Below are 24,024 nucleotides of genomic sequence, written 5' to 3' on the forward strand. Positions count from 1 at the left end.
TCCGGCTTCTCTCGGTGGTTCACCCTCCGTGACGCGCGTGCACGGGGGAGTTCCGCCGTGTCCGCCGAATGGGGGACACGACGTCGGGCACGCTCAAGGTAACACCCGCTTCGACGCCCGTCAACAGAAGTGCTCAGCCTCCCGCGGTGGCGATCGCGTCCGCCGCTCGCACGAGCGCCAGGTGCGAGAGCGCCTGCGGCGTGTTGCCCATCTGCCGGCCGGTGCGCGTGTCGAATTCCTCGGACAGCAGACCCACGTCGTTGGCGAAACCGACCAGCCGGTCCATGAGCGCGATGGCCTCGTCGAGGCGGCCGTCGAGGGCGTAGTGCTCGACGAGCCAGAAGGCGCACGCGAGGAACGGATGCTCGTCCCCGGGAATCCCGTCCACTCCGCTCTCGGTGCGGTAGCGCAGCGGCAGACCGTCCACGAGCAGCTCGCGTTCGATCGCGGCGACGGTGCGCCGCATCCGTTCGTCCCCGTGCGAGAGGTAGCCGACCTGCGGCATCTGCAGCAGCGCCGCATCGACCTCGGTGCCGCCGTAGTACTGCGTGTAGTGCCCGAGTTCCGCGTTGTAGCCCTCCCGTTCGATCTCGTCGCGGATCTCGTCGCGCACCCGTTCCCATCGGGCGACGGGGCCGTCGAGCCCATGCAGTCGCACGCCGCGGACGCCGTACTCGAAGGCTGCCCAGAGCATGACCCGGGAGTGGGTGAACGACCGCTCCGGGCCGCGGATCTCCCAGATGCCGTTGTCGGGGCGGCGCCACACGTTCTCCACGTGACGCAGCAGCTCGCGCTGCAGCGACCAGGAGAACTCGTTCTCGACGATGCCGAGCTCCCGGGCGTTGTGCAGGGCGACCATCACCTCGCCGAACACGTCGCCCTGGTACTGCGTGTAGGCCCCGTTGCCGAGGCGCACGGGGGAGGCGCCGCGGTACCCGGGCAGGCTCGGGAGCTCGAACTCGGTGAGCCGCCGCTCGCCGGAGAGTCCGTACATGATCTGCACGTCGCCAGGGTCGCCGGCGATCGCGCGCAGCAGCCAGCTGCGCCACTCCTCGGCCTCGCTCTCGAAGCCGTGGGACATGAGCGCCTGCAGGGTCAAGGACGCGTCCCGCAGCCACACGTAGCGGTAGTCCCAGTTGCGCGTGCCGCCTTCGTCCTCGGGCAGGCTCGTGGTCGCGGCGGCGACGATGCCGCCGGTGTCCTCGTGGGTGAGCGCACGGAGCACGAGCAGCGAACGACGCACGAGGTCGGAGTACCGCTCGGGAGCCTGCGCACTCCCGGCCCACCCGCGCCACCAGCTCACCGTCGCCTCGAGCTGCTCGTCGATGTCGGCCATGGGCGGCGGCTCGCGGTGCGCCGGGTACCAGGTGAGGGGGATGTCCACCGTCATGCCCTCGTCCACGTCGAACTCGGAGACGTGGGCGTGGTTCTGGGCGGTGAGCCGCGGGCCCCGCACGACGATGGCGTCGGGCCCGGCGACCGCGACGAGCGAGGTCGTCGCCGCACCTTCGTCGACCTGCCGCACCCACGGCAACGCCGTCGCGTAGCCGAAGCGGATGCGCAGCTCCTGCCGCATCCGTACCGTGCCGCGCAGTCCGCGGACACGCCGCACGACGTCGGCCCGGCGGTCGCCGTGCGGCATGAAGTCGAGCACCTCGACCTCTCCGGTCGAGGTCGACCACACCGTGCGCAGCACGAACGTGTCCTCGAGGTACTCCCGGGTGCTTCGCGCCCGGGGGTCGACGGGTGCGAGGAGCCACCGGCCGTGGTCCGGGTCGCCGAGCAGGGCGCCGAACGCCGAATCGGAGTCGAAGCGGGGGAGGCACAACCAGTCGATGCTGCCGTTGCGCGCGACGAGCGCCGCGGTATGGCAGTCGCCGATGAGGGCGTAGTCCTCGATCTTGTGGGGCACGTGACGATCCTGCCAGTCACGCGCAGGGAGACCGGTGGGACCGCGCGTGCGGCTGGGCCTCAGTCGGTGGCGGGCGCTTGCGGGTTCTCCAGATCGGGGCCGACGGCCCCGCCCGGCAGCAGGCCGGCATCCGAGAGCTGATCCGCGAGTCCGGCGCCGTCCGGGGCGCTCACCCACGGTGCACGGTGCCGGTCGACGCCTTCCGCACGGGTGCGCCCACCGGCGAAGACGGCTTCGCCGGTCGACAGGCGCCGGATGGCGACCGCCGCCACGTTGTCGGGATGGTCCGCGACGAAGTCGCCGTAGATCTCCTCGTCGTGCTGCCCGTCGTCGCCGATGAGCAGCCACCGGATGTCGGGGAACTCGCGCGACAGGCGTCTGAGGCTGTCGACCTTGTGTTCACGCCCGCTGCGGAACCAGCGGTCGTGGGTCGGCCCCCAGTCGGTGAGCAGGAGCGAGCCCGGCGGATACAGGTTGCGGGAGAGGAAGCGGGTGAGCGTCGGTCCGACGTTCCAGGCGCCCGTCGAGAGGTAGATGACGGGGGCACGCGGGTGCTGGCGGGCGAGGCGCTCGTAGAGCACCGCCATGCCCGCGACGGGCCGGCGGGCGTGCTCGTCGAGTACGAACGTGTTCCAGGCGGCGAGGAATGGGCGGGGCAGCGCGGTCACCATGACGGTGTCGTCGATGTCGGAGATGACGCCGAAGCGTTCCGCGGGATCGACGATGAAGACGGGCGCGCTCACGGGCTCGGCGCCGTCGGCCCGCAACTCGATGCTCTGCCAGCCGGGCTCGATCTCCACCTCGACCTTGGCGTCGATGACGCCTCCCCGGTCGGCGTGGACGACGTGCTCGGTGCCACCCACGGTCACGCGGACCGCGGCCTTCTTCACCGGGATGCTCCAGAAACTGCGCCAGCCGCGCACGGAGGCGTAGCGCGGCTCCCCGGCGTCCTGCACCGGCCGCGTGAGCACGACGCGGCCGAGCACGCGCACCCACTTGGTGCTGCCGTACCCGGTATAGGGCACGATCGTGGCGGCGAGACCGCGACGACGGCCCCGGCGTTCGCGGAAATCGTGGAACGCGTCCTCGATGCGGGCGGCGCGATGCAGGATCGGCTCCGCCGAGTGCGCGACATCGCGAGCGGACCGGGCCATGTCTCCAGTCTGTCACGCCCGTCCGTGCGTCGAGGACCGCCACGACCGGCACGGGGGTCGACCGATGGGTCGACACCCGAAGGCGGGGGAAGCGGTGGCGACGCCCCCGCTTCGGGGGCGTAATAGACTCAGCCCACATTTCAGATAAGGAGCTTCCGTGCCGGAACCCGTCACTCCCTCAATCCCGGGCGCCGTACAGATCCGCAATGAACCCGTCCAGGCGCGCAGCACTGCGCGTCTCACTGCGCTGCTCGATTCCGCCGCCTCCGTCATCGCGGAGATCGGGTTCGAACGTCTGACGACCGCCATGGTCGCCGAACGCGCCGGAGCATCGATCGGTACCGTCTACCGCTACTTCCCGGACCGGCTCGCCGTTCTCCAGGCCCTCGCGCAGCGCAACTTCGAGCGGATGGCCGATCGGGTGCGCGCGGAGGTGATCGACCCCGGACACTCGACATGGCTCGAGGCGATGGACGGCGTGCTCGGCGTGTTCGTGGATGCCTTCCGCTCCGAGCCGGGGTTCCGGTCGATCCGCCTCGGCGACGTCATCGACCTGTACCCGCGGGCCGCGTCCGAGACGGCCAATTCCGCGATGGCGCGCGTGATCTTCGAGGCGCTCGCGGAGCGGTTCGAGCTGCCCACCGACGATGCGACGGTGTTCGCCTTCGACGTCGCGATCGAGGTGTCCGACGCGCTGGTCGCGCGTGCCTTCGTGACCGACCCGAAGGGTGACGAGCGGTATCTCGATCAGGTGCGCAGCGGCGTGCGGGTGCTGCTCGAGCAGCATTTCGGGAGGGTCTGACCGGGGCCGTCGTCGAGACGCGGGACTTCCGGCTGAGGGGATCCTTCGGAAGACTCGACCCATCGGGAATGTCGGTCGTTCCGAATATCGTTGGCCTGACTATCGGCTCTTCGGCCGACGAGCCCGCGAGGAATGGACCGACCGCCCATGATCGAGTTCCGTGACGTCCGCAAGGAGTTCCCGGACGGCACCGTCGCCGTCGAACACTTCTCCCTGGTGATCCCATCCCGGGAGACGACCGTGCTCGTCGGGTCCTCCGGATCCGGCAAGACGACGCTGTTGCGGATGATCAACCGCATGGTCGACCCGTCGAGCGGGGCGGTCGAGATCGACGGTGAGAACGTGCTCGAGATCGACCCGGTGCGACTGCGTCGCCGCATCGGCTACGTGATGCAGAACTCGGGCCTGCTGCCGCACCGCAAGGTGGTCGACAACATCGCCACGGTGCCCCTGCTCAACGGGACGCCGAAGCGGCAGGCGCGCGAGCGGGCGCTCCAGCTCATGGACACGGTCGGTCTCGACCGTGCCATGGCCGATCGCTACCCGAGTCAACTCTCCGGGGGCCAGCAGCAGCGCGTCGGTGTGGCGCGCGGGCTCGCCGTCGACCCGAACATCCTGCTCATGGACGAGCCCTTCGGGGCGGTCGACCCGATCGTGCGCGCCGATTTGCAGCAGGAGTTGCGGCGGCTGCAGCAGTCCCTCGGCAAGACGGTCGTGTTCGTGACCCACGACATCGACGAGGCGTTCCTGCTCGGCGATCAGGTCGTGATCCTGCAGCAGGGCGGACGGATCGCGCAGCGCGGCACTCCCGCCGAGATCCTGGCGGCGCCTGCCGACGACTTCGTCGCGACCTTCATCGGCGCAGACCGCGGCAAGCGCGAGCTGCGCGTGCGCGAGGTGGGTGGGCGCCGGGTCCTCGTCGACGGCGACGGGCGGCCGGCGGGTGTGCTGACGGAGACGCCGTGAACTGGCTCGTCGGGAACCTCGACCTCATCTTCGAGCTCGCGGTCGAGCACGTGCGGTTGAGCATCCCGCCGATCGTGCTCGGGTTCCTCATCTCGATCCCGCTCGGCTGGCTCGCGTTCCGCTTCCGGCTCACGCGCGGCCTGCTCCTCACCGTCGCCGGACTGCTGTATACGATCCCATCGCTCGCCCTGTTCGTGATCCTGCCGCCCGTGCTCGGCATCAGCTTCCTCAGCGAACTCAACATCACCATCGCTCTCACGATCTACGCCGTCGCGATCCTCGCCCGCAGCGTGGCCGACGCCCTCGATTCGGTCGACCCGGCGGTGCGACAATCGGCGACCGCGGTCGGCTACGGTCCCTGGCGCCGGTTCTGGGGCGTCGAGTTCCCGCTCGCGGGGCCGGTCATCCTCGCCGGCCTGCGCGTGGCCGCGGTGAGCACCGTGAGCCTCGTGACCGTCGGGATCCTCATCGGGGTCGAGAGCCTCGGCTACCTGTTCACGAACGGACTGCAGCGCGGGATCCTCGTCGAGGTGTTCGCCGGACTGATCGGCACCATGCTGCTCGCGCTCCTGTTCGACTTGATGCTCGTCCTCGCGGGACGTCTGCTCATGCCGTGGACCCGCGCGTCGGCGCTCACCCCGTCGCCCTCGGCCCGGGTCGTGACGGCGGTGCAGGTATGAACCTCATCGCCGACGCGCTCGCGTGGCTGTTCTCGCCTGATCGGCTGCAGGGCGGCAACCCCATTCCGCTCAGGTTCGGGGAGCACCTGTTCTACACCTTCCTGTCGGTCATCATCGCGGCGGCGATCGCCGTGCCGCTCGGATACGTGATCGGCCACACCGGACGGGGCCGGAACATCGCCGTGGCCCTCTCGGGGGCGGCGCGCGCTCTGCCGTCCTTCGGCCTCATCCTCCTGCTCGTGCTGCTGATCGGCACGACCCGCGCACCGCTCGCGGCGGTCATCGCGTTCGTGCTGCTCGCGATCCCGTCGATCCTCGCGGGCGCCTATGCGGGCGTCGAGGCCGTCGACCGGCGCACCATCGACGCCGCCCGGGCGATGGGCATGACGGAGTGGCAGATCCTCCGCAAGGTCGAGATTCCGCTCGGGCTGCCGCTGCTCATCGGCGGTCTGAGGAGCGCCGCGCTGCAAGTCGTCGCGACAGCAACCCTCGCCGCCTACGTCGGTCTCGGTGGGCTCGGGATCTACCTGTTCCGCGGCATCAGCCTGCGCACGTACGACGAGATGCTGGGCAGCGCGTTGCTCATCGCCACCCTCGCGCTGGCCCTCGACACGGTGTTCGCCCTCACGCAGCACCTCGTCGTGCCGCGCGGGGTGACCGCGGGCCGTGTGAAAGACGACCGTTCGACGTCATCCCGGCGTCGCGCGGGGGCGGGGACTCCCGCCGTGACAGGAAAAGGATGAATCAGTGAACACAGCAAGGAACAAGGGCCGGCTCGCCTTCGGTGCAGTCGTGGTCGGGGCGGCATTGGCCCTGGCAGGGTGTGCATCGGGTGACCCTCTGGCCCCGGACACCGGATCGGGCGGCGCGGGCAACGACGAGACCATCGTCGTCGGCTCGCAGGCCTACTACTCGAACGAGATCATCGCCGAGATCTACGCCCAGGCGCTCGAGAACGCCGGCCTCGAGGTGGAACGTCAGTTCAACATCGGACAGCGCGACGCCTACATCCCCTCGCTCGAGAGCGGCGAGGTCGACCTGTTCCCCGAATACACGGGGAACCTCCTGCAGTTCTACGACCCCGAGGCGACGGCCACGACGCCCGACGAGGTGTACTCCGCCCTGACCGAGGCTCTTCCCGAGGGACTCACGGCGCTCGAGCAGAGCGCGGCGACCGACCAGGACTCCTACAACGTGACCGCGGCGTTCGCCGAGGCGAACGGCGTCTCCAGCATCGCTGACCTCGCCGGCATCCCCGACCTGACCCTCGGCGGGAACGCCGAGCTCGAGGAGCGCCCGTACGGGCCCGCCGGCCTCCAGAGCGTCTACGGCGTCACGGTCGGCTTCAACGCCACCGGTGACACGACCGTCGACGCCCTCGTCGAGGGCCAGATCGACATCGCCAACGTCTACAGCGCCGACCCCCGCATCCAGACCGAGGACCTCGTGACCCTCGAGGACCCCGAGGGGCTCTTCCTCGCGTCCAACGTCGTGCCGATCGCGAACGCCGACGTGGCCGATGAGATCTCCGACGTCATCAACGCCATCAGCGAGGCGATGACCGCCGAGGACCTCGTCGACCTCAACGTCAAGAGCACCGTCGACGAGCAGTCGGCCGACGACATCGCGACCGAGTGGCTCACCGACAAGGGCCTGCTCGACTGAGCGGACCCATCGAACAGAGCGGGGCGGATGCGCGAGCGTCCGCCCCGCGACTCGTTACGGCGGCCCTCAGCTGCGGCGGATATCGTCGCGCGTGTCGGGATCGCCGTCGCCCGCGCGGGCCATGTGGCGCTCGTTGAGCCGGTGGAGGGCGAGCTTCACGAGCCAGGCGACCAGCAGGAAGCCGAGGATGATCGCCACGAACACATAGCCCGCGTAGTGCAGCTGATCGGCGATGAGGGTGCGTGTCACGCCGCCCGCCGTCGCCCCGACCGTCACGTAGGCCGTTGCCCAGATGGCGCACGCGGGCGCGGTCCACGCGATGAACCGGCGGTACGGCATGCCGCTCATCCCCACGGTGAGCGGCACGAGCGAGTGCAGCACCGGCAGGAACCGCGAGACGAAGATCGCGATGCCGCCGCGGCGGTCGAGGAAGTTCTCGGCTCGCACCCAGTTGTGTTCGCCGATGCGGCGCCCGATGCGCGACGACCGGATGCGGGGTCCGAACCACCGTCCGAGCGCGAATCCGATGCTCTCGCCGGCGAGGGCACCGGCGATCACGACCAGGATGAGTGCGAGGTACTGCACCGGGTTGTCGAACGGGTTGGGCGTCGCGAGACTCGCGACGATGACGACCGAGTCACCCGGCACGACGAGCCCGATGAGCACGCTCGTCTCGAGCAGGATGGCGAGGCCGGCGAGGGCGATCCGCAGCACCGGATCGACGCTGTCCACGACCCCGAGGATCCAGCTCAGGATGTCGTTGACCACGGCTCACACCCTACTTGCGGAGCGCTTCCAGGCGCGCGTTCCAGGCGTTGAGACGCCCGGGTTCGGCCGCGAGTTGCGGCCCATCGAGCCATGCCGTCGCGAGCCGGGCACCGTGCAGCGCGCTCAGGGCCCACACCTCGAGGCCGTCGAGCTCGTCGGGGGTGACGAGTTCCTCGCGCACCTCGATGCGCAACGCGGTCGCGATGGTGCGCAGCACGCGTTCGGTGACGCTGTCGACTCGGTCCAATCCGGCGTGGACGACACACAGGGCGCTGCCACGCCACCAGACGATCGAGCTGTAGGCGCCTTCCACGACGAACCGTTCGGGTGAGAGCAACACGGCCTCGCCCGCCCCGCGCGCCTGCACGGCCGCGCGCGCCCGGCCGAGGGCGGCGAGATCCGGCCCTTTCACGCGGGGTCGTCTGCGCGGGTCGGCGCCGTCGTGCGTCGCGAGCACCACGGAGTTCGAGCGTTCAGGCGCCGGTCGGAGCCACGCGGCGAAGCCGATCGTTCCGCGGCGACGTCGCGCCTCGATACGGGGGAACCAGTCGCCCCGTTCCGGCACGGACGCGACCACGGCATCCCACACCCGGGCGGCCTCCGCGCGCTCGGTGGCGGGCGTACCGTCGAGGAAGCGGCGCCGGTGCAGGTCGATCGCGAGGGTGCGCCCGTCACGCACGATCCAGGAGTCCGCGACGAGCGTCTCCGCCTCCTCGGTGTCGCACGTGTCGTCGGGCACCAGGGCTCCGTCGATCCATCGCAGGGGCGCGCTCATAGACTCAGGCTATGCGGGTCCTCAGGCATCCGGTCGCCTGGGTCGACCCCGCGGCGGCCTACGCGGCGCTCCACCGCGACGACCCGCACTCCTTCTGGCTCGACACCGCCGCCCCTCGACCCGGCGAGCCGGGCCGCACGTTCCTCGGCGGCGGCACGCCGGTCGTCGGCCCCGACCCGCTCTCGGTCCTCGAGCGCGCTCCCGGCGCCGAGGTACTCGGATGGGTCGGCTGGCTCGGCTACGGATACGCCCGCGGCACGCTCGAACTGCCCGCACTGTCGGAGTCCGACCTGCCGGACGCGGGACTGCTCGAGGTCTCCCGGCTCATCCGCTTCGACCACGCGACGAGGACGGTGGAGCTCATCGTCGCCGGCGACGCGTGGACGCCCGAGGCCCTGCGCTGGCGCGACGAGACGGTCACGGCACTGCGGAACGCGGCCCCCGTCGCACCCCGCGCCGCACCGACCCTTCGGCCGGCGCACTGGCGCACCGACGACGAGTCGTATCTCGCCGCCATCGGGGAGTGCCTCGCCGCCATCCGGCGCGGCGACGCGTACCAGCTCTGCCTCACGGATGAGGCGCGCGTCGCCACCGACGAGCATCCCCTCGACCTGTACGTGCGGCTGCGCGAGCGCAGCCCCAGCCACCGCGCGGCCCTCCTGCGCACCGGGGACGTCGCCCTCCTGAGCGCCTCCCCGGAGCGGTTCCTCAGCATCGGAGCCGATGGCCGCGTGTCGACGAGCCCGATCAAGGGAACCCGACGCCGGGATCCGCGTGCCGACGTCGACGACCGGTTGCGGCACGAACTGCTCGCGAGCGACAAGGAACGCGCGGAGAACCTCATGATCGTCGACCTCATGCGCAACGACCTCGCGCGGGTGTGCGAGGTCGGCTCCGTCGCGGTCGAGTCGCTGTTCGACGTCGAGAGCTACCCGCAGGTGCATCAGCTCGTCAGCACCGTCACCGGACGGCTCGCGTCCGGACGCACGACCGTGGATGCCGTGCGCGCGGTGTTCCCCGCCGGATCGATGACGGGCGCCCCGAAGCGTCGCGCTGTCGAACTGCTCGATGCGCTCGAACGGCGGCCCCGCGGGCCGTATGCGGGCGCGTTCGGGTTCCTCCGCGCCGACGGACCCGCCGAGCTCGCCATGACCATCCGCACCATCGTGCTCGCCGACGGTGTGGCGCGGGTGGGTTCCGGCGGCGGCATCACCGCCCCGTCGGACCCCCTCGAGGAGCTCGAGGAGAAGAAGCTCAAGGCCCGCGTGCTGCTCGAGGTGCTCGGCAGCCGCTGAGCCGCGTCGGTCAGACCGAGTCCTGCCGCTCGAGCAGCTCACGGAGCTCCGCGAGTTCCGTCTCCCACCCCTCCGAGTCGCCCTCGAACTGCGCCCGGGCGCCGTCGCCATACACCTCGAACCCGCGCTCCATCACGGTGACGCGGGTCCCCAGCGGCGCCTCCTCGAGCGTGAAGGTGACCTCGGTCGAGTTGTCGTCGGTCACCTCGACGTCGGAATCCTTCGTCCACCGGTAGGTCACCGAGTCCGGTTCGGAGACCGCGACGACGAGCATCCCGAACACTCCGTGCTCATTCCAGATCAACCGCCCGCGGGCGCCTGGACGGAGCTCGAACTCGGCCCCGTCGCCGAACCACTGCGACAGCAGGCTCGGATCCGTGAGCGTCTGCCAGACGCGTCCGCGTTCGGCCTCGATGTCGATGCTGCGAGTGATGACCAGGTCGTCCACGTCCGCTCCTCCCGAGTCTGCAACCCCAGCATTGCAGTTGGATGTCCTCCGGCGCAAGGGCGGAACATCCGGGGCACCCCGAGGGTTGGCTACTCTGGACCCGGGCCCCGAGCGTGGCGATCGCCGGCCGGGAGCCCGACCCCGAAGCGAATGAGAGTTCCGTGACCGAGCACGACCACGACCACGCCGACGACGTGTACGACCCCGCCCGCCTGCAGGACAAGTGGCTCCCCGTGTGGGACGAGCTCCAGCCGTTCCGCACGAGCGACCCCGGAGACAAGCGCCCGCGCAAGTATGTGCTCGACATGTTCCCGTACCCGTCTGGCGACCTGCACATGGGCCACGCCGAGGCGTACGCGCTCGGCGACGTCATCGCCCGGTACTGGCGTCAGCAGGGCTTCAACGTGCTCCACCCCATCGGCTGGGACTCCTTCGGCCTGCCCGCCGAGAACGCGGCGATCAAGCGCGGGCTCGACACCCGCGAGTGGACCGACGCGAACATCGCCCAGCAGCGCGCCTCGATGCGCCGCTACGCCGCATCCTTCGACTGGGATCGCGTGCTGCACACGAGCGACCCCAACTACTACAAGTGGAACCAGTGGCTGTTCCTCAAGATGTACGAGAAGGGCCTCGCGTACCGCAAGGCGAGTTGGGTGAACTGGTGTCCCTTCGACCAGACCGTGCTCGCGAACGAGCAGGTCATCGACGGACGCTGCGAGCGGTGCGACAACCTCGTCACCAAGAAGCAGCTGACGCAGTGGTACTTCAAGATCACCGACTACGCGGATCGGCTGCTCGATGACCTGAAGCAGCTCGAGGGCAGCTGGCCGTCGAAGGTCATCGCGATGCAGCGCAACTGGATCGGCCGTTCGACCGGCGCCGAGGTCGACTTCGAGGTCGAGGGTCGCGACGAGAAGCTGACCGTCTTCACGACCCGCCCGGACACCCTGTACGGCGTGACCTTCATGGTCGTCGCCCCGGACTCCGACCTCGCCGCCGAGCTCGTCGCGGATGCCGACGACGAGGTGAAGGCCGCGTTCGAGCAGTACCTCGACACCGTCAAGCGCACGAGCGAGATCGACCGGCAGGACGCGTCGCGCCCGAAGACCGGGGTACCCCTCGGCCGTCACGCCATCAACCCGCTGACGGGCGAGCGGCTGCCCATCTGGGCGGCGGACTACGTGCTCGCCGACTACGGACACGGCGCCGTCATGGCTGTGCCGGCGCACGACCAGCGCGACCTCGACTTCGCGCGCCGGTTCGACCTGCCCGTGCGGGTGGTCGTCGACACGACCGCGCCGGTGACCGGGGCGATCCCGGTGATCGAGACGGATGCGGACGGCGTCCCGGTGCTGCCCGACCTGCCCTCGATCGACCCCGCCGTGACCGGCGAGGCGCTCAGTGGCGACGGACGGATCATGAACTCCGGTCCGCTCGACGGGCTGAGCAAGTCGCACGCGATCAAGCGCGTCATCGAGCTGCTCGAATCGCGCGGGGTCGGGCGGGCCGCGAAGACCTACCGGTTGCGCGACTGGCTCATCTCGCGTCAGCGGTACTGGGGCACCCCCATCCCGATCATCCACGCCCAGGACGGCTCCCTCGTGCCCGTGCCGGAGGACCAGCTGCCGGTCGAGCTGCCGCCGACCGCGGGTCTCGACCTCACCCCGAAGGGCTCGTCGCCGCTCGGTGCCGCGAAGGAGTGGGTCGAGACCACGAACCCGCTCGACGGCACGCCGGCGCTGCGCGACGCGGACACGATGGACACCTTCGTCGACAGCTCCTGGTATTTCCTGCGGTTCCTCTCGCCGAACGACGACACCCAGGCGTTCGATCCGCGCGAGGCGGACAAGTGGGCCCCCGTCGACCAGTACGTCGGCGGTGTGACGCACGCCATCCTGCACCTGCTCTACGCCCGCTTCATCACCAAGGTGCTGTTCGACCTCGGCTACGTGAGCTTCACCGAACCGTTCAGCGCCCTGCTCAACCAGGGCATGGTGCAGATGAACGGCTCCGCGATGAGCAAGAGCCGCGGCAACCTCGTGCGGCTCTCCGACCAGCTCGACGAGCACGGCGTCGACGCGGTGCGGCTCACGATGGCGTTCGCGGGGCCTCCCGAGGACGACATCGACTGGGCCGACGTGTCGCCGGCCGGGTCGGCGAAGTTCCTGGCGCGCGCCTGGCGGCTCGCCCGCGACGTGACGAGCGACCCGTCGATCGAATGGCGCACGGGGGACGTGGCTCTGCGGCGTCAGACCCACCGGTTCCTCGCCGAAGCCCCGGGCCTGGTCGAGGCGTTCAAGTTCAACGTCGTCGTCGCGCGGCTGATGGAGCTCGTCAACGCCACGCGCAAGGTCATCGACTCGGGCGCCGGGGGCGGCGACGCCGCCGTGCGCGAGGCCACCGAGGTCATCGCCGTGGCGCTGAGCCTGTTCGCGCCGTACACCGCCGAGGACATGTGGCAGCGGCTGGGATACCAGCCGACCGTCTCGCTCGTGCACTGGCGCAAGCCCGACCCGACCCTCCTCGTCGAGGAGTCGGTGACGGCGATCGTGCAGGTCGACGGCAAGGTGCGCGACCGGCTCGAGGTGTCGCCGAAGATCTCCGCCGAGGAGCTCGAGGCCCTCGCGAAGGCGTCGGCCCCCGTGCAGCGGGCGCTCGGCGACCGCACCGTGGTGAACGTCATCGTGCGCGCGCCGCGACTGGTCAACATCGCCACGCGCGGCTGACCCCTCCACAACCGCATCCGGGCCGCCCGTCGTCGACGGGCGGCCCGCCTAGCGTCGCGGTGTGACGGATCCCGACCGCGACCGGTTGCCGCGCGTGCGCGCGGGAGTCGGCGCGGTCATCGTCATCGGCCTGCTCGGCCTCGGCGTCGCCGTCCTGCTGTCGCTGCTCGCCCCCGGTGGGCGCAGCGAGGTGCTCGCACCGGATGCGGGTGCGCCGACGTCCGCGACGAATCCGGCGACGGGCTCGGACGGCGCGGCCGTCGTCTTCGTCCACATCCTCGGGGCGGTCAACCGCCCCGGGCTCTACGAGCTGCGCGAGGGCGACCGCGCCGTCGACGCCGTCGCCGCGGCCGGCGGATTCACGCCGGACGCCGACCAGGCCGCCCTGAACCTCGCCCGGCTCGTCGCCGACGGCGAACAACTCGTGATCCCCGTGGCGGGCGCCGCGCCTCCCGCCGGGGCACCCCCGCCGGTCGCGGACGACCGGGTGAACCTGAACACCGCCGACGTCGCGGCGCTCGAGACCCTGCCCCGGGTCGGGCCCGAGCTCGCGCAGCGGATCGTCGACTGGCGCGACGCGAACGGGCCGTTCCGCTCCGTCGACGACCTCGGCCAGGTGAGCGGCATCGGAGACAAGACCCTCGATGGCCTGCGCGATCGGGTGACCGTGTGAGCCTCCCGGCACTGCGGCGCCGGGGCGGGCGGACCACGGCCGGGCCCGGGCGCGACCCGACGGGCGCGCGACACGCCGACGACCTCCGTCTCGTCGTGCCGGCGGTCGCCGCGTGGCTCAGCGTGGGACTGCTCATCGGTGTCGTCGATGGCGCCCCCGCGCTCCCGGTCGTGGTCGCCGTGGCCGCGGCGGTGAGTGCGTCGCTCCTGCTCCTGCTCGCACGTGCCCGCGGCGCGCTCGTGGCGCTCGCGCTCGTGGGCGTGTCGCTCGGCGCGGGCGCCGTGGGGCTGCACGCGGAACCTCGAGAGGTCGAGGCGTTGATCCAGGCGGCCGACGAGCGCGGCGCGATCGAGGCGCGCGTCGAGGTGACGGAGACGCCCGCGGTCGGCGATCGGCACCTCGCCGTCTCGATCGTCGCGGTGCGGGCCGTCGACGGGTCGTGGACGCCCGTCGCGGTGCCCGCCGTCGCGTTCGGACGCGCGGAACGAGACCCCGGAGAGCGGTCGGATGCGAGAGTCCGGATCGGCGTGATGCTCGAGGGACGGGTGCGGGTCGAACGCGCCGTGCCGGGGGACCGGGCCGCCTTCCTGCTCTTCGCCGACGGGAAGCTCAGCGAGCGGGCGGCGGCCGCGCCGGTGGTCGGAGGTGCCGACGCCCTCCGGGCTGCATTCACGACGCTCGCGTCCTCGCTCCCTGGTGACGGCGGCACGCTGCTCCCCGGTCTCGCCATCGGGGACACGTCGCGTCTCGACCCGACGCTCGACGCGGCGATGACCGCGGCCTCGCTCGGTCACCTCACCGCGGTGTCGGGAGCGAACTGCGCCGTCGTCGTCGGCCTCGTTCTCGCGGCGGCGCGTGCCTGCGGCGCGCCACGCGGTGTGCGCTCGGCGGCGGCGGTCGTGGTGCTCGGCGGGTTCGTCGTGCTCGTGACGCCTCAACCGAGCGTGCTGCGCGCGAGTGTGATGTGCGCCGCCGTGCTCCTCGCCGGCTGGAGCGGGCGGTCCTCCCGTGGCGTGCCGGTGCTCGCCCTCGCGGTACTCGTGCTCGTGCTCGCCGACCCGTGGATCGCGCGGGAATACGGGTTCGTCCTCTCCGTGCTCGCGACGGCGGCCCTGCTCGTGCTCGCGCCGCCGCTCGCGGAGCGGCTCGCCCGGGTCGTGCCCCGCGGGGTCGCGCTCGTGCTCGCCGTGCCCATCAGCGCGCAGCTGGTCTGCCAACCCGTCGTCGTGCTGCTCGAGCCGTCCGTCGCCGTGTACTCCGTGCCGGCGAACCTGCTCGCCGGCCCGGCGGCGCCGCTCGCGACCGTATGCGGGCTCCTCGCCTGCGTGCTGCATCCGCTCGTCCCGCCGATCGCCACGCTGCTCGCCTCCGTCGCCTGGGCGCCGTCCGCGTGGATCGCGGCGGTCGCGCGGTTCTTCGCGACCGCCCCCGGCTCTCAGCTGCCCTGGTTCGAGGGCTGGGTGGGAGTCGGCGTGCTCACCGCCATCACTCTCGCTGCCGGTGTGGTCGTGTTCGCCCGCGGGCGCTCCCGGCGCGTCGCCGGTGTCGCCCTCGTCCTCGTCACCGCCCTCGCGATCGGCTCCCTCGTGGGTGATCCGCTCGTGCGTCGCATGCGGCTGCCAGGCGACTGGCAGTACGGTGCGTGCGACGTCGGCCAGGGCGACGCGACCCTCATCCGGGACGGTCCGGCGGTCGCCGTCGTCGACGTCGGAGAGGATCCCGATCGCGTCGCGCGTTGTCTCGACACGCTCGGGATCGCGCGGGTCTCGCTGCTCGTGCTCACCCACTTCGACCGGGACCACGTCGCCGGTGCCGACGCTCTCATCGGCCGCGTCGACCGCGTGCTCGCGGGCCCGCCCGACACCGCGGAGGACGTTGCGCTGCTCGACCGGTTCGCGTCGGCGGGGGCCCGCGTGGATCCCGTGGTGCGGGGCGAGGAAGGGACCCTCGGGCGACTGCACTGGCGCGTGCTGTGGCCGTCGCCGCGGCGCGCCGTGGAGCCGGGCAACGCGGCGAGCGTCGTGCTGCACGTCGGGCCCGGCCGGGCGTGTCCGTCGTGCCTCAGCGCGCTCCTGCTCGGGGACCTCGGCGAGGAGGAGCAGGATGGGCTGCTGCGCCTGGGCGCCGTGCCGGCGGTCGATGTCGTCAAGGTGGCGCACCACGGGTCGCGCGATCAGAGCCCGGCCCTGTACGACGCCGCGTCCGCGCGTCTCGCCCTCATCGGCGTGGGGGCGGACAACGGCTACGGACACCCGACGGAGGAACTGCTGGCGCTGCTCGCGGGTGATGCCACGGCGATCACCCGGACGGATCGGGACGGGCTCGTCCTCGTGTCGCCGGGCCACTCGGGCATCGCAGTGTGGCGGGAGCGTGACGGTGCGTCCCCGTAGGCTGGGAGGGACGGAAGGAGCCCGGTGGCGACGAGAACGGCACGTGGATCGTCCGGTCGGGCGGCGTCGGCCAAGGTCGCGATCCCTCAGCTGACCTGGGACCGACTCCGGCCCGCGCCGATCGTGCTCGTGACCGGCAGCGAGTCGTTCCTCGCCGATCGCGCCATCCGGGCGCTGCGTGAGCTGCTGCGCGCCGAGGACCCGAGCCTCGAGGTGTCCGACATCGACGCGGGCGGGTACGCGCCGGGGGAACTCATCACCCTCGCGAGCCCGTCGCTGTTCGGGGAGCCCCGTCTCATCCGCGTCTCCAACGTCGAGAAGATGACCGACGCCTTCCTGAGCGAGACGCTCTCCTACCTCGAGTCGCCCGACCCGGACACGACCGTCGTGCTGCGTCACGGGGGAGGGGTGCGCGGAAAGAAGCTGCTCGACGCCATCCGTTCGGGCACGGGCGGCGGCGTCGAGATCGTCTGCGCGGAGCTCAAGAAGGACTCCGAGAAGTACGAGTTCGCCGCCGCGGAGTTCGCGGCCGCGAACCGCCGCATCACCGCCGGCGCGCTGCGGGCGGTCGTCTCGGCGTTCAGCGACGACCTCGCGGAACTCGCCTCCGCCTGTCAGCAGCTCATCGCCGACGCCGCGGTCGACGAGATCACCGAGCGCACCGTCGACACCTACTACGGCGGCCGGGTCGAGACGAACGCGTTCCGCGTGGCCGACTCCGCGATCGCCGGACGCCTCGGTGAGGCCCTGGTGCTGCTCCGGCACGCCCTCGCCTCGGGTGCCGACCCGGTGCCGATGGTCGCCGCGTTCGCGTCGAAGCTGCGCACCATGGCGAAGGTCGCCGGGGAACGCGGTCCCTCCGGTCAGATCGCCGGTCGGCTCGGCCTCGCCCCGTGGCAGGTGGACCGGGCCCGCCGCGACCTCGCCGGCTGGAGCGAGGAAGGCATCGGCCGGGCGATCGTGCTCATCGCCGACACCGACGCGCAGGTGAAGGGCGCCGGCCGCGACCCCGTGTACGCGCTCGAGCGCATGATCACCGTCGTCAGCTCCCGCGGCCTCTGACCCCACCTCCCCGCTCACCACTCGCCGGTCGCGCGCCCCGATGTCGGAAATTCAGGAGTCACGTGCTGCGCCCAGCGACGCCGTCCGTGAACACCCCAGCATCTCGGCGGGAGTCCTGAGTCGTCGACCGCCGTCGTGACGCGCGACTCCTGAATTTCCGACGCGGTCTCGCACGTCCGGTCATCGGCGAGTCGGCGACCTGCGGAGAACGACGAAGGCCCCGTCCTCGTGTGCCCGGAAACGACGAAGGCCCCGTCCTCGCGGACGGGGCCTTCGGCACGGTGCTCCGGGTTCAGAGCGACGCGACCTGCTTCGCGACGGCCGACTTGCGGTTCGCGGCCTGGTTCTTGTGGATGACGCCCTTGCTCACGGCCTTGTCGAGCTTCTTCGTCGCCACGACGAGGGCGGCGGTGGCCTTCTCCTTGTCGCCGGCGGCGACGGCCTCACGGGCGCTGCGGAGAGCGGTCTTGAGCTGGCTCTTGACCGCCTTGTTGCGGTCCTGGGCCTTCTTGTTCGTCTTGATGCGCTTGAGCTGCGACTTGATGTTCGCCATGGTGTCTTTCGTTTTCGATGAGTGCGGATGTGCCGGTCGGCGAGAGAGGGTCGCGTCGCGGCGAGATTCGTGCGGTTCTATCCACACGCAAGCCAACAGATGACATTACCAGTGCCATGGGGGTCGGGGCAACGACGCGCGGAGAGGCCGCGGGTCGGACGCCGCCAGAAACCGATCAGCGGTCGAACACGGCGATCGCGTCGAGCAGGATGCGGTCGAATTCGGCGGGCTTCGACACGTTCACGAGGTGCCCGGCTCCCTTCACGCGCACGAGCCGTCCGCGCTGCGTCGCCTTGAGGAAGCCGCGCTCCTGCAGCCGGAAATGGTCCCACTGCCCGTTGACGAGCCACACGGGCTGTTCGATTCGCCGCAGCGATCCGCGCGTGTCCAGTCCGTGCAGTTCGCGCAGTACGTCGTCCATCACCTCGAGGGCGACGCCGCCGGCCTCGACGTCGTGCGCGAGTTGCGGGTCGCGCACGAACGCGGTGACCGCCGCGTGGTTGAGCGACGCGCCCTTGTCGGGCAGCGCGTTGATCGCCCCCGCCGCGAGACGGTAGCTGTCGAGCAGCCACGACAGCGGCTGGGTGCCGCACGACGCGGCGATGAGCCCGATGATGTCGCGGCGTTCCTGCCCGGCGTAGTGCACGGAGAGGTAGCCGCCGAGCGAGCATCCGACGAGCACGACGGGACCCGGGGCCTCCGTGACGGCCCGGTGGATCGTGGCGAGCGCCTCGTCGAGCGTGAAGTGCTCGTCGATCCGACTGCCGTGCCCCGGCAGGTCGGGGGCGATCGAGGTGATGCCGTGCTCGGCGAGCGTCTCGCGCTGGTGCCGCCACATCGTCGACGAGCTGCGGAGCGTGTGGACGAGCACGACGGACGGAGGCACGCTGCGATCGTAATAGCCTGTGCAGAGTGACGAGCGAGACTGAGAATCCCGCAGCCGGCGACCGGATCGTGGTGGCGGGGGCCAGCGGATTCGTCGGCCGCTACCTCGTGCAGCATCTCCGTGCCGAGGGCGCCGCGATCACGACCATCGGGCGACGCGACGCCGACGTGCGCTGGGGCGATGCCGACCGCATCCGCGCCGCCGTCGACGGCGCCGATCTGCTGATCAACCTCGCGGGCCGCAGCGTCAACGCCCGCTACAACGAGCGCACGAAGGCCGACATCTTCAGCTCTCGACTGCTCACGACCGCGGAGCTCGGCCGCGCGGTCGAGCAGTCCGATGCTCCGCCGCCGGTGTGGATGAACGCGAGCACCGCGACCATCTACCGCCACGCCGACGACCGGCCGATGACCGAGAGCGGCGGGCAGATCGGCGAGGGCTTCTCGGTCAACGTCGCGACCGCGTGGGAACGCGAGTTCTTCGCCCACGAGCGACCCGAGACGCGACAGGTGGCGCTGCGCATGGCCATCGTGCTCGGCGACGGGTCCGCCCTCGCCCCGCTCGCCGGACTCACCCGGGTGGGATTCGGCGGCCCGCAGATCGGCGGACGCACCCGCGGGGGCCGCCAGATGTTCAGCTGGGTGCACCTCGCCGACGTTCTCGGCGCCGTCCGCTTCCTGCGCACCCACGAGCTCGAGGGGCCCGTCAACATCGCGGCACCCAACCCGGTGACGAACCGCGAGCTCATGGCGACGCTGCGCCGGGTGCTCGGCGTTCCGGTCGGCATCCCGCTCCTGCGCTGGATGCTCGAGGTGGGCGCCGTCGCGCTCCGCACGGAGACGGAGCTGCTGCTCAAGAGCCGCTGGGTGCTGCCCGAGCGGCTGCAGGCCGCGGGGTACGAGTTCGAGTACCCCGCGCTCGAGGCCGCGCTGCGCTCGATCCTGCGCTGACGCGGCCCGCGCGGACGCCCCGGGCGCGCATGGGAGAATGGCGGCGATGTCCCCACGTGCCTCCGCGGCCCTCGCCCCCGCCGCGACCGACCCCTCCGCGATCCGCAACTTCTGCATCATCGCGCACATCGACCACGGCAAGTCGACCCTCGCCGACCGGATGCTGCAGATCACCGGTGTGGTCTCCGACCGCGACATGCGGGCGCAGTACCTCGACCGGATGGACATCGAGCGTGAGCGCGGCATCACGATCAAGAGCCAGGCGGTGCGGATGCCGTGGCAGGTCGGGCAGAGCACCTTCGCCCTCAACATGATCGACACGCCGGGCCACGTCGACTTCACCTACGAGGTGTCCCGCAGCCTCGCCGCGTGCGAGGGCGCGATCCTGCTCGTCGATGCCGCGCAAGGCATCGAGGCCCAGACGCTCGCGAACCTCTACCTGGCCCTCGAGAACGACCTCGAGATCATCCCGGTGCTCAACAAGATCGACCTGCCGGCGGCCGACCCCGACAAGTACGCGCGCGAGCTCGCGCAGCTCATCGGCGGTGACCCGGCCGACGTGCTGCGGGTCTCGGGCAAGACCGGCATGGGCGTCGAGGAGCTGCTCGACCGCGTCGTCGAGCGCATCCCGTCTCCCGTCGGCGACGCCGACGCCCCCGCGCGGGCGATGATCTTCGACTCCGTCTACGACGCCTACCGTGGCGTCGTCACCTACGTGCGGATGGTCGACGGCAAGCTCAACCCGCGCGAGCGCATCCAGATGATGTCGACGCGCGCCACCCACGAGATCCTCGAGATCGGCGTCAGCTCACCGGAGCCGAGCCCCTCGAACGGACTCGGTGTGGGCGAGGTCGGCTACCTCATCACCGGCGTGAAGGACGTGCGCCAGTCGAAGGTCGGCGACACCGTGACGACCGCCGCCAAGCCGGCGACGGATGCGCTCGCGGGCTACACCGATCCGCTCCCCATGGTGTTCTCGGGCATCTACCCGATCGATGCGAGCGACTATCCCGACCTGCGCGAGGCGCTCGACAAGCTCAAGCTGTCGGATGCGGCACTGCAGTACGAGCCGGAGACCTCGGTCGCGCTCGGCTTCGGATTCCGCTGCGGGTTCCTCGGTCTGCTGCACCTCGAGATCGTCACGGAGCGCCTGCAGCGCGAGTTCGACCTCGACCTCATCACGACGGCGCCGAGCGTGCCGTACCAGGTGACCACCGAGGACAAGAAGACCGTCACGGTCACGAACCCGAGCGAGTACCCGACCGGGCGTATCGAGAAGGTGCTCGAACCGGTCGTGTCCGCCTCGGTGCTCGCGCCGAAGGAGTACGTCGGCGCGATCATGGAGCTCTGCCAGAGCCGCCGCGGCACGATGCGCAGCATGGACTACCTCGGCGAGGACCGCGTCGAGCTCAAGTACACGCTCCCGCTCGGTGAGATCGTCTTCGACTTCTTCGACCAGCTGAAGAGCCGCACGCAGGGCTACGCGAGCCTCGACTACGAGCCGGCGGGGGAGCAGGAGGCCGACCTCGTGAAGGTCGACATCCTGCTGCAGGGCGAGCAGGTCGACGCGTTCAGCGCGATCGTGCACAAGGACAAGGCCTACGCGTACGGCGTGCTCATGACCGGCCGGTTGCGCGAGCTCATCCCGCGCCAGCAGTTCGAGGTGCCCATCCAGGCCGCCATCGGGGCGCGGATCATCGCCCGCGAGTCGATCCGCGCAATGCGCAAGGACGTGCTCGCCAAGTGCTACGGCGGTGACATCACCCGTAAGCGCAAGCTGCTCGAGAAGCAGAAGGAGGGCAAGAAGCGCATGAAGATGGTCGGTCGCGTGGAGGTGCCCCAGGAGGCGTTCATCGCCGCGCTCTCGGGCGACACCGAGAAGAAGGACGGCAAGAAGTAGTGGCCGACCGGCAGGAGGCCTGGCGTCTGCCCGTCACGTACGGGGCCGTGGGCGGCACGCAGGCCGTCGACCTCATGACCTACCCGCCGAAGGGCTACCGGCCGTTCGAGCGCCGGGCCCGCATCGGTCACGGCGACGCCCGCTGGGAGTGGGCGCGCACCGAGCTGCTCAGCTGGGGCATCAAGCGCCGCAGCGGCTTCGAGGTCGAGCGCACGGATGCGCCCGGCGACGTGAGCGAGATCGGATACACCGGGGTCGGCTACGACGAGTCGGGCACGCCCGTGCAGGCCGCGAGCCTCGTCGCCGGCGACGAGATCGAGTACGCGCCCGACGGCACGGCGCTCGTAAAGCCGGGCGACACGGCCGTGCTCGTGGCCAGGGTCGGTCCGTTCCGCGTGCACGAACCCGTGCGCGTGGTCTACCGCATCGACGAGCCCCAGCGCAGCGGATTCGCCTACGGCACGCTGCCCGGGCATCCGCTCAGCGGCGAGGAGTCGTTCATCATCGACCGCACCGAGGACGGGTCGGTCTGGCTCACCATCCGTTCACTGAGCCGCCCCGCGGGCTTCGGATGGAAGCTCATCGGACCGCTCCTGCGCGTGGCGCATCGCCGCTACCTCGCGCGCTACATGGTCGCCCTCACCGGACCGACGGAGTGACCACTGGATTCACCTACGCCGAGGTCGGAGCGACCGACACCCGCGACAGGGCGCCGTTCCCGCCCGCCGGGTTCCGCGCGCTCGAGCGGGAGGCGGTCGTGGGTCGCGGTCGCGGCGCCTTCGAGCGGTCCGCATCGGCGGTGCGGCACTGGGAGGTGCAGCGGCGCAGCGGAATGCGGGTCGACCGTGACGGCGAGGGCGAGGTGCGCGCGGGGGAGAGCGTGACGCTGCGGATCCCGTTCGGGCCGTTCCGGGTCAGTGCGCCGGCACGGGTCGTCTACGTGGTCGACGAGCCCCGCACCGCGGGATTCGCGTACGGCACCCTCGCCGGGCATCCCGAGATCGGCGAAGAGGCCTTCATGGTGCACTGGGACGCCGACGACCGCGTCGTGTTCCGAGTGCGGGCGTTCTGGAGGGCGTCGGGCCAGTGGCGGCTCGTGCTCCCGGCCGTGCGGCTCGCGCAGCTCGTGTACACCCGCCGCTACCTCCGGGTCCTCTCGGGCGCGTCCACGACGGGGAGCGTCGACTGATGCCGAGCGCGCTCCCGATCGCCGATCCGGCGCCCGCCGACGGACTGCTGCCCGCGACGGCAGCGGAGGGGGCGGACACGCGCGCCTTCGGCGTGTACCTGCACGTGCCCTTCTGCCGGGTGCGCTGCGGGTACTGCGACTTCAACACCTACACCGCGGACGAGCTGCGGGGCGTCTCCCGCACCGACTTCGCCTCTCACGCCCTCGCGGAGATCGACCTCGCGCGCGGCGTGCTCGCCGACCTGCCCGCCCGACCGGCGTCGACCGTCTTCTTCGGTGGCGGCACCCCCACGATGCTCCCCGCATCCGATCTCGCTCGCATGCTCGACGCGGTGCGCCGCACGTGGGGACTCGCCGCCGACGCGGAGGTGACGACGGAGGCGAATCCCGACACCGTCGATGCCGCATACCTGCGGGAGCTCCGCGCCGCGGGGTTCACCCGCGTCTCGTTCGGCATGCAGTCCGCCGCGCCGCACGTGCTCGCGACCCTCGAGCGCACGCACGACCCCGAACGGGTGCCGCTCGTCGTCGCGTGGGCGCGCGACGCCGGCCTCGACGTGAGCCTCGACCTCATCTACGGCACGCCCGGCGAGAGCATCGACGACTGGCGCGCCTCGCTCGAGCACGTGATCGCGCAGCGGCCCGATCACGTCTCCGCCTACGCGCTCATCGTCGAGCCGGGCACGAAACTCGCCCGGCAGATCCGGCGTCACGAGGTCGAGACGCCCGACGACGAACTGCAGGCGGACATGTACGAGCTGGCGGAGCGGATGCTCGGCGACGCCGGATACGGCTGGTACGAGGTCAGCAACTGGGCCGCCGGCGTCGAACACCGGTCGCGGCACAACCTCTCCTACTGGACCGGTCAGGACTGGTGGGGCGTCGGTCCGGGCGCGCACAGTCACGTCGGCGGCGTGCGCTGGTGGAACGTGAAGCATCCGGCCGCGTACGCCGACCGCGTTCTGGCGGGCGCGTCACCGGCCGCCGGGCGGGAGACCCTCGACGACGCCACGCGCGGTGTCGAGCGGGTGCTGCTCGAGTCGCGCCTCGCCGACGGACTCGCCATCGACGCGATCCCCGCCGCAGGGCGCGCGACGATCGCCGAGCTCATCGCCGACGGGCTCATCGAGGGCGCGGCGGCGCTGCGCGGCCGGATCGTGCTCACCCTCGCCGGTCGCCTGCTCGCCGACGCGGTGGTGCGACGGCTCACCGCCTGACGCGGTTCCGCCC

The 24,024-nt window shown here is 71.2% G+C and carries 22 protein-coding genes; 15 read left to right on the forward strand and 7 right to left on the reverse strand.

What is annotated here, in order from left to right; translation table 11 throughout:
- Window positions 1-133: 133 nt before the first annotated feature.
- Complete coding sequence (locus CLV46_RS07715) at window positions 134-1,975, reverse strand: glycoside hydrolase family 15 protein (RefSeq protein WP_425430421.1); 1,842 nt, start codon at window positions 1,973-1,975, stop codon at window positions 134-136.
- Complete coding sequence (locus tag CLV46_RS07720) at window positions 1,972-3,066, reverse strand: App1 family protein phosphatidate phosphatase (protein WP_100364236.1); 1,095 nt, start codon at window positions 3,064-3,066, stop codon at window positions 1,972-1,974. Before CLV46_RS07720 ends, CLV46_RS07715 begins: the two co-directional genes overlap by 4 nt.
- A gap of 157 nt (window positions 3,067-3,223) precedes the next feature.
- On the opposite strand from CLV46_RS07720, the gene CLV46_RS07725 reads away from it, so the two are divergent.
- The 5 genes from CLV46_RS07725 to CLV46_RS07745 all read left to right on the forward strand — a co-directional run bounded on the left by CLV46_RS07725 (window position 3,224) and on the right by CLV46_RS07745 (window position 7,179).
- Window positions 3,224-3,868 (forward strand): TetR/AcrR family transcriptional regulator, encoded by a 645-nt coding sequence (locus CLV46_RS07725; protein ID WP_100364237.1) that lies wholly within the window; start codon window positions 3,224-3,226, stop codon window positions 3,866-3,868.
- A 147-nt stretch (window positions 3,869-4,015) separates the two neighbouring features.
- The gene (locus CLV46_RS07730) at window positions 4,016-4,834 is read left to right on the forward strand and encodes an ABC transporter ATP-binding protein (RefSeq protein ID WP_100364238.1); all 819 of its coding nucleotides are present in this window, start codon (window positions 4,016-4,018) and stop codon (window positions 4,832-4,834) included.
- Entirely contained in the window at window positions 4,831-5,514 is a 684-nt protein-coding gene (locus CLV46_RS07735) for an ABC transporter permease (protein ID WP_100364239.1), read from the forward strand. The genes CLV46_RS07730 and CLV46_RS07735 overlap by 4 nt, the downstream gene beginning before the upstream one ends.
- Window positions 5,511-6,257: an ABC transporter permease gene (locus CLV46_RS07740; protein ID WP_100364240.1), complete on the forward strand. Its 747-nt coding sequence runs from the start codon at window positions 5,511-5,513 to the stop codon at window positions 6,255-6,257. The genes CLV46_RS07735 and CLV46_RS07740 overlap by 4 nt, the downstream gene beginning before the upstream one ends.
- A 4-nt stretch (window positions 6,258-6,261) precedes the next feature.
- Window positions 6,262-7,179 (forward strand): ABC transporter substrate-binding protein, encoded by a 918-nt coding sequence (locus CLV46_RS07745; RefSeq protein ID WP_100364241.1) that lies wholly within the window; start codon window positions 6,262-6,264, stop codon window positions 7,177-7,179.
- Between the two features lie 66 nt (window positions 7,180-7,245).
- Here the strand turns inward: CLV46_RS07745 and CLV46_RS07750 are convergent, their stop codons facing one another.
- Both CLV46_RS07750 and CLV46_RS07755 read right to left on the reverse strand, forming a co-directional pair.
- Window positions 7,246-7,947, reverse strand: a complete 702-nt coding sequence (locus CLV46_RS07750; RefSeq protein ID WP_100364242.1) for a DedA family protein — start codon at window positions 7,945-7,947, stop codon at window positions 7,246-7,248.
- 10 nt (window positions 7,948-7,957) lie between these two features.
- Window positions 7,958-8,722 (reverse strand): aminotransferase class IV, encoded by a 765-nt coding sequence (locus CLV46_RS07755; protein ID WP_100364243.1) that lies wholly within the window; start codon window positions 8,720-8,722, stop codon window positions 7,958-7,960.
- An 11-nt stretch (window positions 8,723-8,733) separates the two neighbouring features.
- Here CLV46_RS07755 and CLV46_RS07760 point away from each other — a divergent pair, with 11 nt between their 5' ends.
- The gene (locus CLV46_RS07760) at window positions 8,734-10,017 is read left to right on the forward strand and encodes an anthranilate synthase component I family protein (RefSeq protein WP_100364244.1); all 1,284 of its coding nucleotides are present in this window, start codon (window positions 8,734-8,736) and stop codon (window positions 10,015-10,017) included.
- A gap of 10 nt (window positions 10,018-10,027) precedes the next feature.
- Here the strand turns inward: CLV46_RS07760 and CLV46_RS07765 are convergent, their stop codons facing one another.
- A complete protein-coding gene (locus CLV46_RS07765) occupies window positions 10,028-10,465 on the reverse strand; it encodes an SRPBCC domain-containing protein (protein ID WP_157802267.1) in 438 nt (145 codons plus the stop codon).
- Between the two features lie 161 nt (window positions 10,466-10,626).
- Between CLV46_RS07765 and leuS the strand changes: the two genes are divergently transcribed.
- The 4 genes from leuS (at window position 10,627) to holA (ending at window position 17,316) form a co-directional block, all read left to right on the forward strand.
- Window positions 10,627-13,191 carry a leucine--tRNA ligase gene (leuS, locus tag CLV46_RS07770; RefSeq protein ID WP_245866636.1) on the forward strand — a complete coding sequence of 855 codons (2,565 nt, stop codon included), beginning with the start codon at window positions 10,627-10,629 and terminating at the stop codon, window positions 13,189-13,191.
- A gap of 61 nt (window positions 13,192-13,252) precedes the next feature.
- Window positions 13,253-13,864 carry a ComEA family DNA-binding protein gene (locus CLV46_RS07775; RefSeq protein WP_100364247.1) on the forward strand — a complete coding sequence of 204 codons (612 nt, stop codon included), beginning with the start codon at window positions 13,253-13,255 and terminating at the stop codon, window positions 13,862-13,864.
- Window positions 13,861-16,254, forward strand: coding sequence for a ComEC/Rec2 family competence protein (locus CLV46_RS07780; RefSeq protein ID WP_100364248.1), 2,394 nt, complete (start codon window positions 13,861-13,863; stop codon window positions 16,252-16,254). Before CLV46_RS07775 ends, CLV46_RS07780 begins: the two co-directional genes overlap by 4 nt.
- A 24-nt stretch (window positions 16,255-16,278) precedes the next feature.
- Window positions 16,279-17,316, forward strand: a complete 1,038-nt coding sequence (holA, locus tag CLV46_RS07785) for a DNA polymerase III subunit delta (RefSeq protein WP_100364249.1) — start codon at window positions 16,279-16,281, stop codon at window positions 17,314-17,316.
- Between the two features lie 292 nt (window positions 17,317-17,608).
- Here the strand turns inward: holA and rpsT are convergent, their stop codons facing one another.
- Together rpsT and CLV46_RS07795 are read right to left on the reverse strand one after the other, a co-directional pair.
- Window positions 17,609-17,869: a 30S ribosomal protein S20 gene (gene rpsT / locus CLV46_RS07790; RefSeq protein ID WP_100364250.1), complete on the reverse strand. Its 261-nt coding sequence runs from the start codon at window positions 17,867-17,869 to the stop codon at window positions 17,609-17,611.
- 175 nt (window positions 17,870-18,044) lie between these two features.
- Window positions 18,045-18,755 carry an alpha/beta fold hydrolase gene (locus CLV46_RS07795; protein ID WP_100364251.1) on the reverse strand — a complete coding sequence of 237 codons (711 nt, stop codon included), beginning with the start codon at window positions 18,753-18,755 and terminating at the stop codon, window positions 18,045-18,047.
- A gap of 26 nt (window positions 18,756-18,781) precedes the next feature.
- On the opposite strand from CLV46_RS07795, the gene CLV46_RS07800 reads away from it, so the two are divergent.
- From CLV46_RS07800 to hemW, 5 genes are read left to right on the forward strand one after another with little or no spacing between them, the layout of a single operon-like run.
- Window positions 18,782-19,705: a TIGR01777 family oxidoreductase gene (locus CLV46_RS07800; protein ID WP_100364252.1), complete on the forward strand. Its 924-nt coding sequence runs from the start codon at window positions 18,782-18,784 to the stop codon at window positions 19,703-19,705.
- A 46-nt stretch (window positions 19,706-19,751) separates the two neighbouring features.
- Window positions 19,752-21,605: a translation elongation factor 4 gene (gene lepA / locus CLV46_RS07805; protein WP_100364253.1), complete on the forward strand. Its 1,854-nt coding sequence runs from the start codon at window positions 19,752-19,754 to the stop codon at window positions 21,603-21,605.
- Window positions 21,605-22,264 (forward strand): DUF1990 domain-containing protein, encoded by a 660-nt coding sequence (locus CLV46_RS07810; RefSeq protein ID WP_245866639.1) that lies wholly within the window; start codon window positions 21,605-21,607, stop codon window positions 22,262-22,264. The genes lepA and CLV46_RS07810 overlap by 1 nt, the downstream gene beginning before the upstream one ends.
- Window positions 22,261-22,794 carry a DUF1990 domain-containing protein gene (locus tag CLV46_RS07815; protein WP_245866641.1) on the forward strand — a complete coding sequence of 178 codons (534 nt, stop codon included), beginning with the start codon at window positions 22,261-22,263 and terminating at the stop codon, window positions 22,792-22,794. Before CLV46_RS07810 ends, CLV46_RS07815 begins: the two co-directional genes overlap by 4 nt.
- Window positions 22,794-24,011, forward strand: coding sequence for a radical SAM family heme chaperone HemW (gene hemW, locus CLV46_RS07820; RefSeq protein WP_100364255.1), 1,218 nt, complete (start codon window positions 22,794-22,796; stop codon window positions 24,009-24,011). The genes CLV46_RS07815 and hemW overlap by 1 nt, the downstream gene beginning before the upstream one ends.
- The last annotated feature ends 13 nt before the right edge of the window (window positions 24,012-24,024 follow it).

The organism is Diaminobutyricimonas aerilata (genome assembly GCF_002797715.1).
Taxonomy (GTDB): Bacteria; Actinomycetota; Actinomycetes; order Actinomycetales; family Microbacteriaceae; genus Diaminobutyricimonas; species Diaminobutyricimonas aerilata.

Coding starts and splice junctions, on each gene's coding strand:
- CLV46_RS07720 (WP_100364236.1), bottom strand. CDS start 3,066: ATGGCCCGGTCCGCTCGCGATGTCGCGCACTCGGCGGAGCCGATCCTG.
- CLV46_RS07730 (WP_100364238.1), top strand. CDS start 4,016: ATGATCGAGTTCCGTGACGTCCGCAAGGAGTTCCCGGACGGCACCGTC.
- CLV46_RS07740 (WP_100364240.1), top strand. CDS start 5,511: ATGAACCTCATCGCCGACGCGCTCGCGTGGCTGTTCTCGCCTGATCGG.
- CLV46_RS07755 (WP_100364243.1), bottom strand. CDS start 8,722: ATGAGCGCGCCCCTGCGATGGATCGACGGAGCCCTGGTGCCCGACGAC.
- CLV46_RS07760 (WP_100364244.1), top strand. CDS start 8,734: ATGCGGGTCCTCAGGCATCCGGTCGCCTGGGTCGACCCCGCGGCGGCC.
- rpsT (WP_100364250.1), bottom strand. CDS start 17,869: ATGGCGAACATCAAGTCGCAGCTCAAGCGCATCAAGACGAACAAGAAG.
- lepA (WP_100364253.1), top strand. CDS start 19,752: ATGTCCCCACGTGCCTCCGCGGCCCTCGCCCCCGCCGCGACCGACCCC.
- hemW (WP_100364255.1), top strand. CDS start 22,794: ATGCCGAGCGCGCTCCCGATCGCCGATCCGGCGCCCGCCGACGGACTG.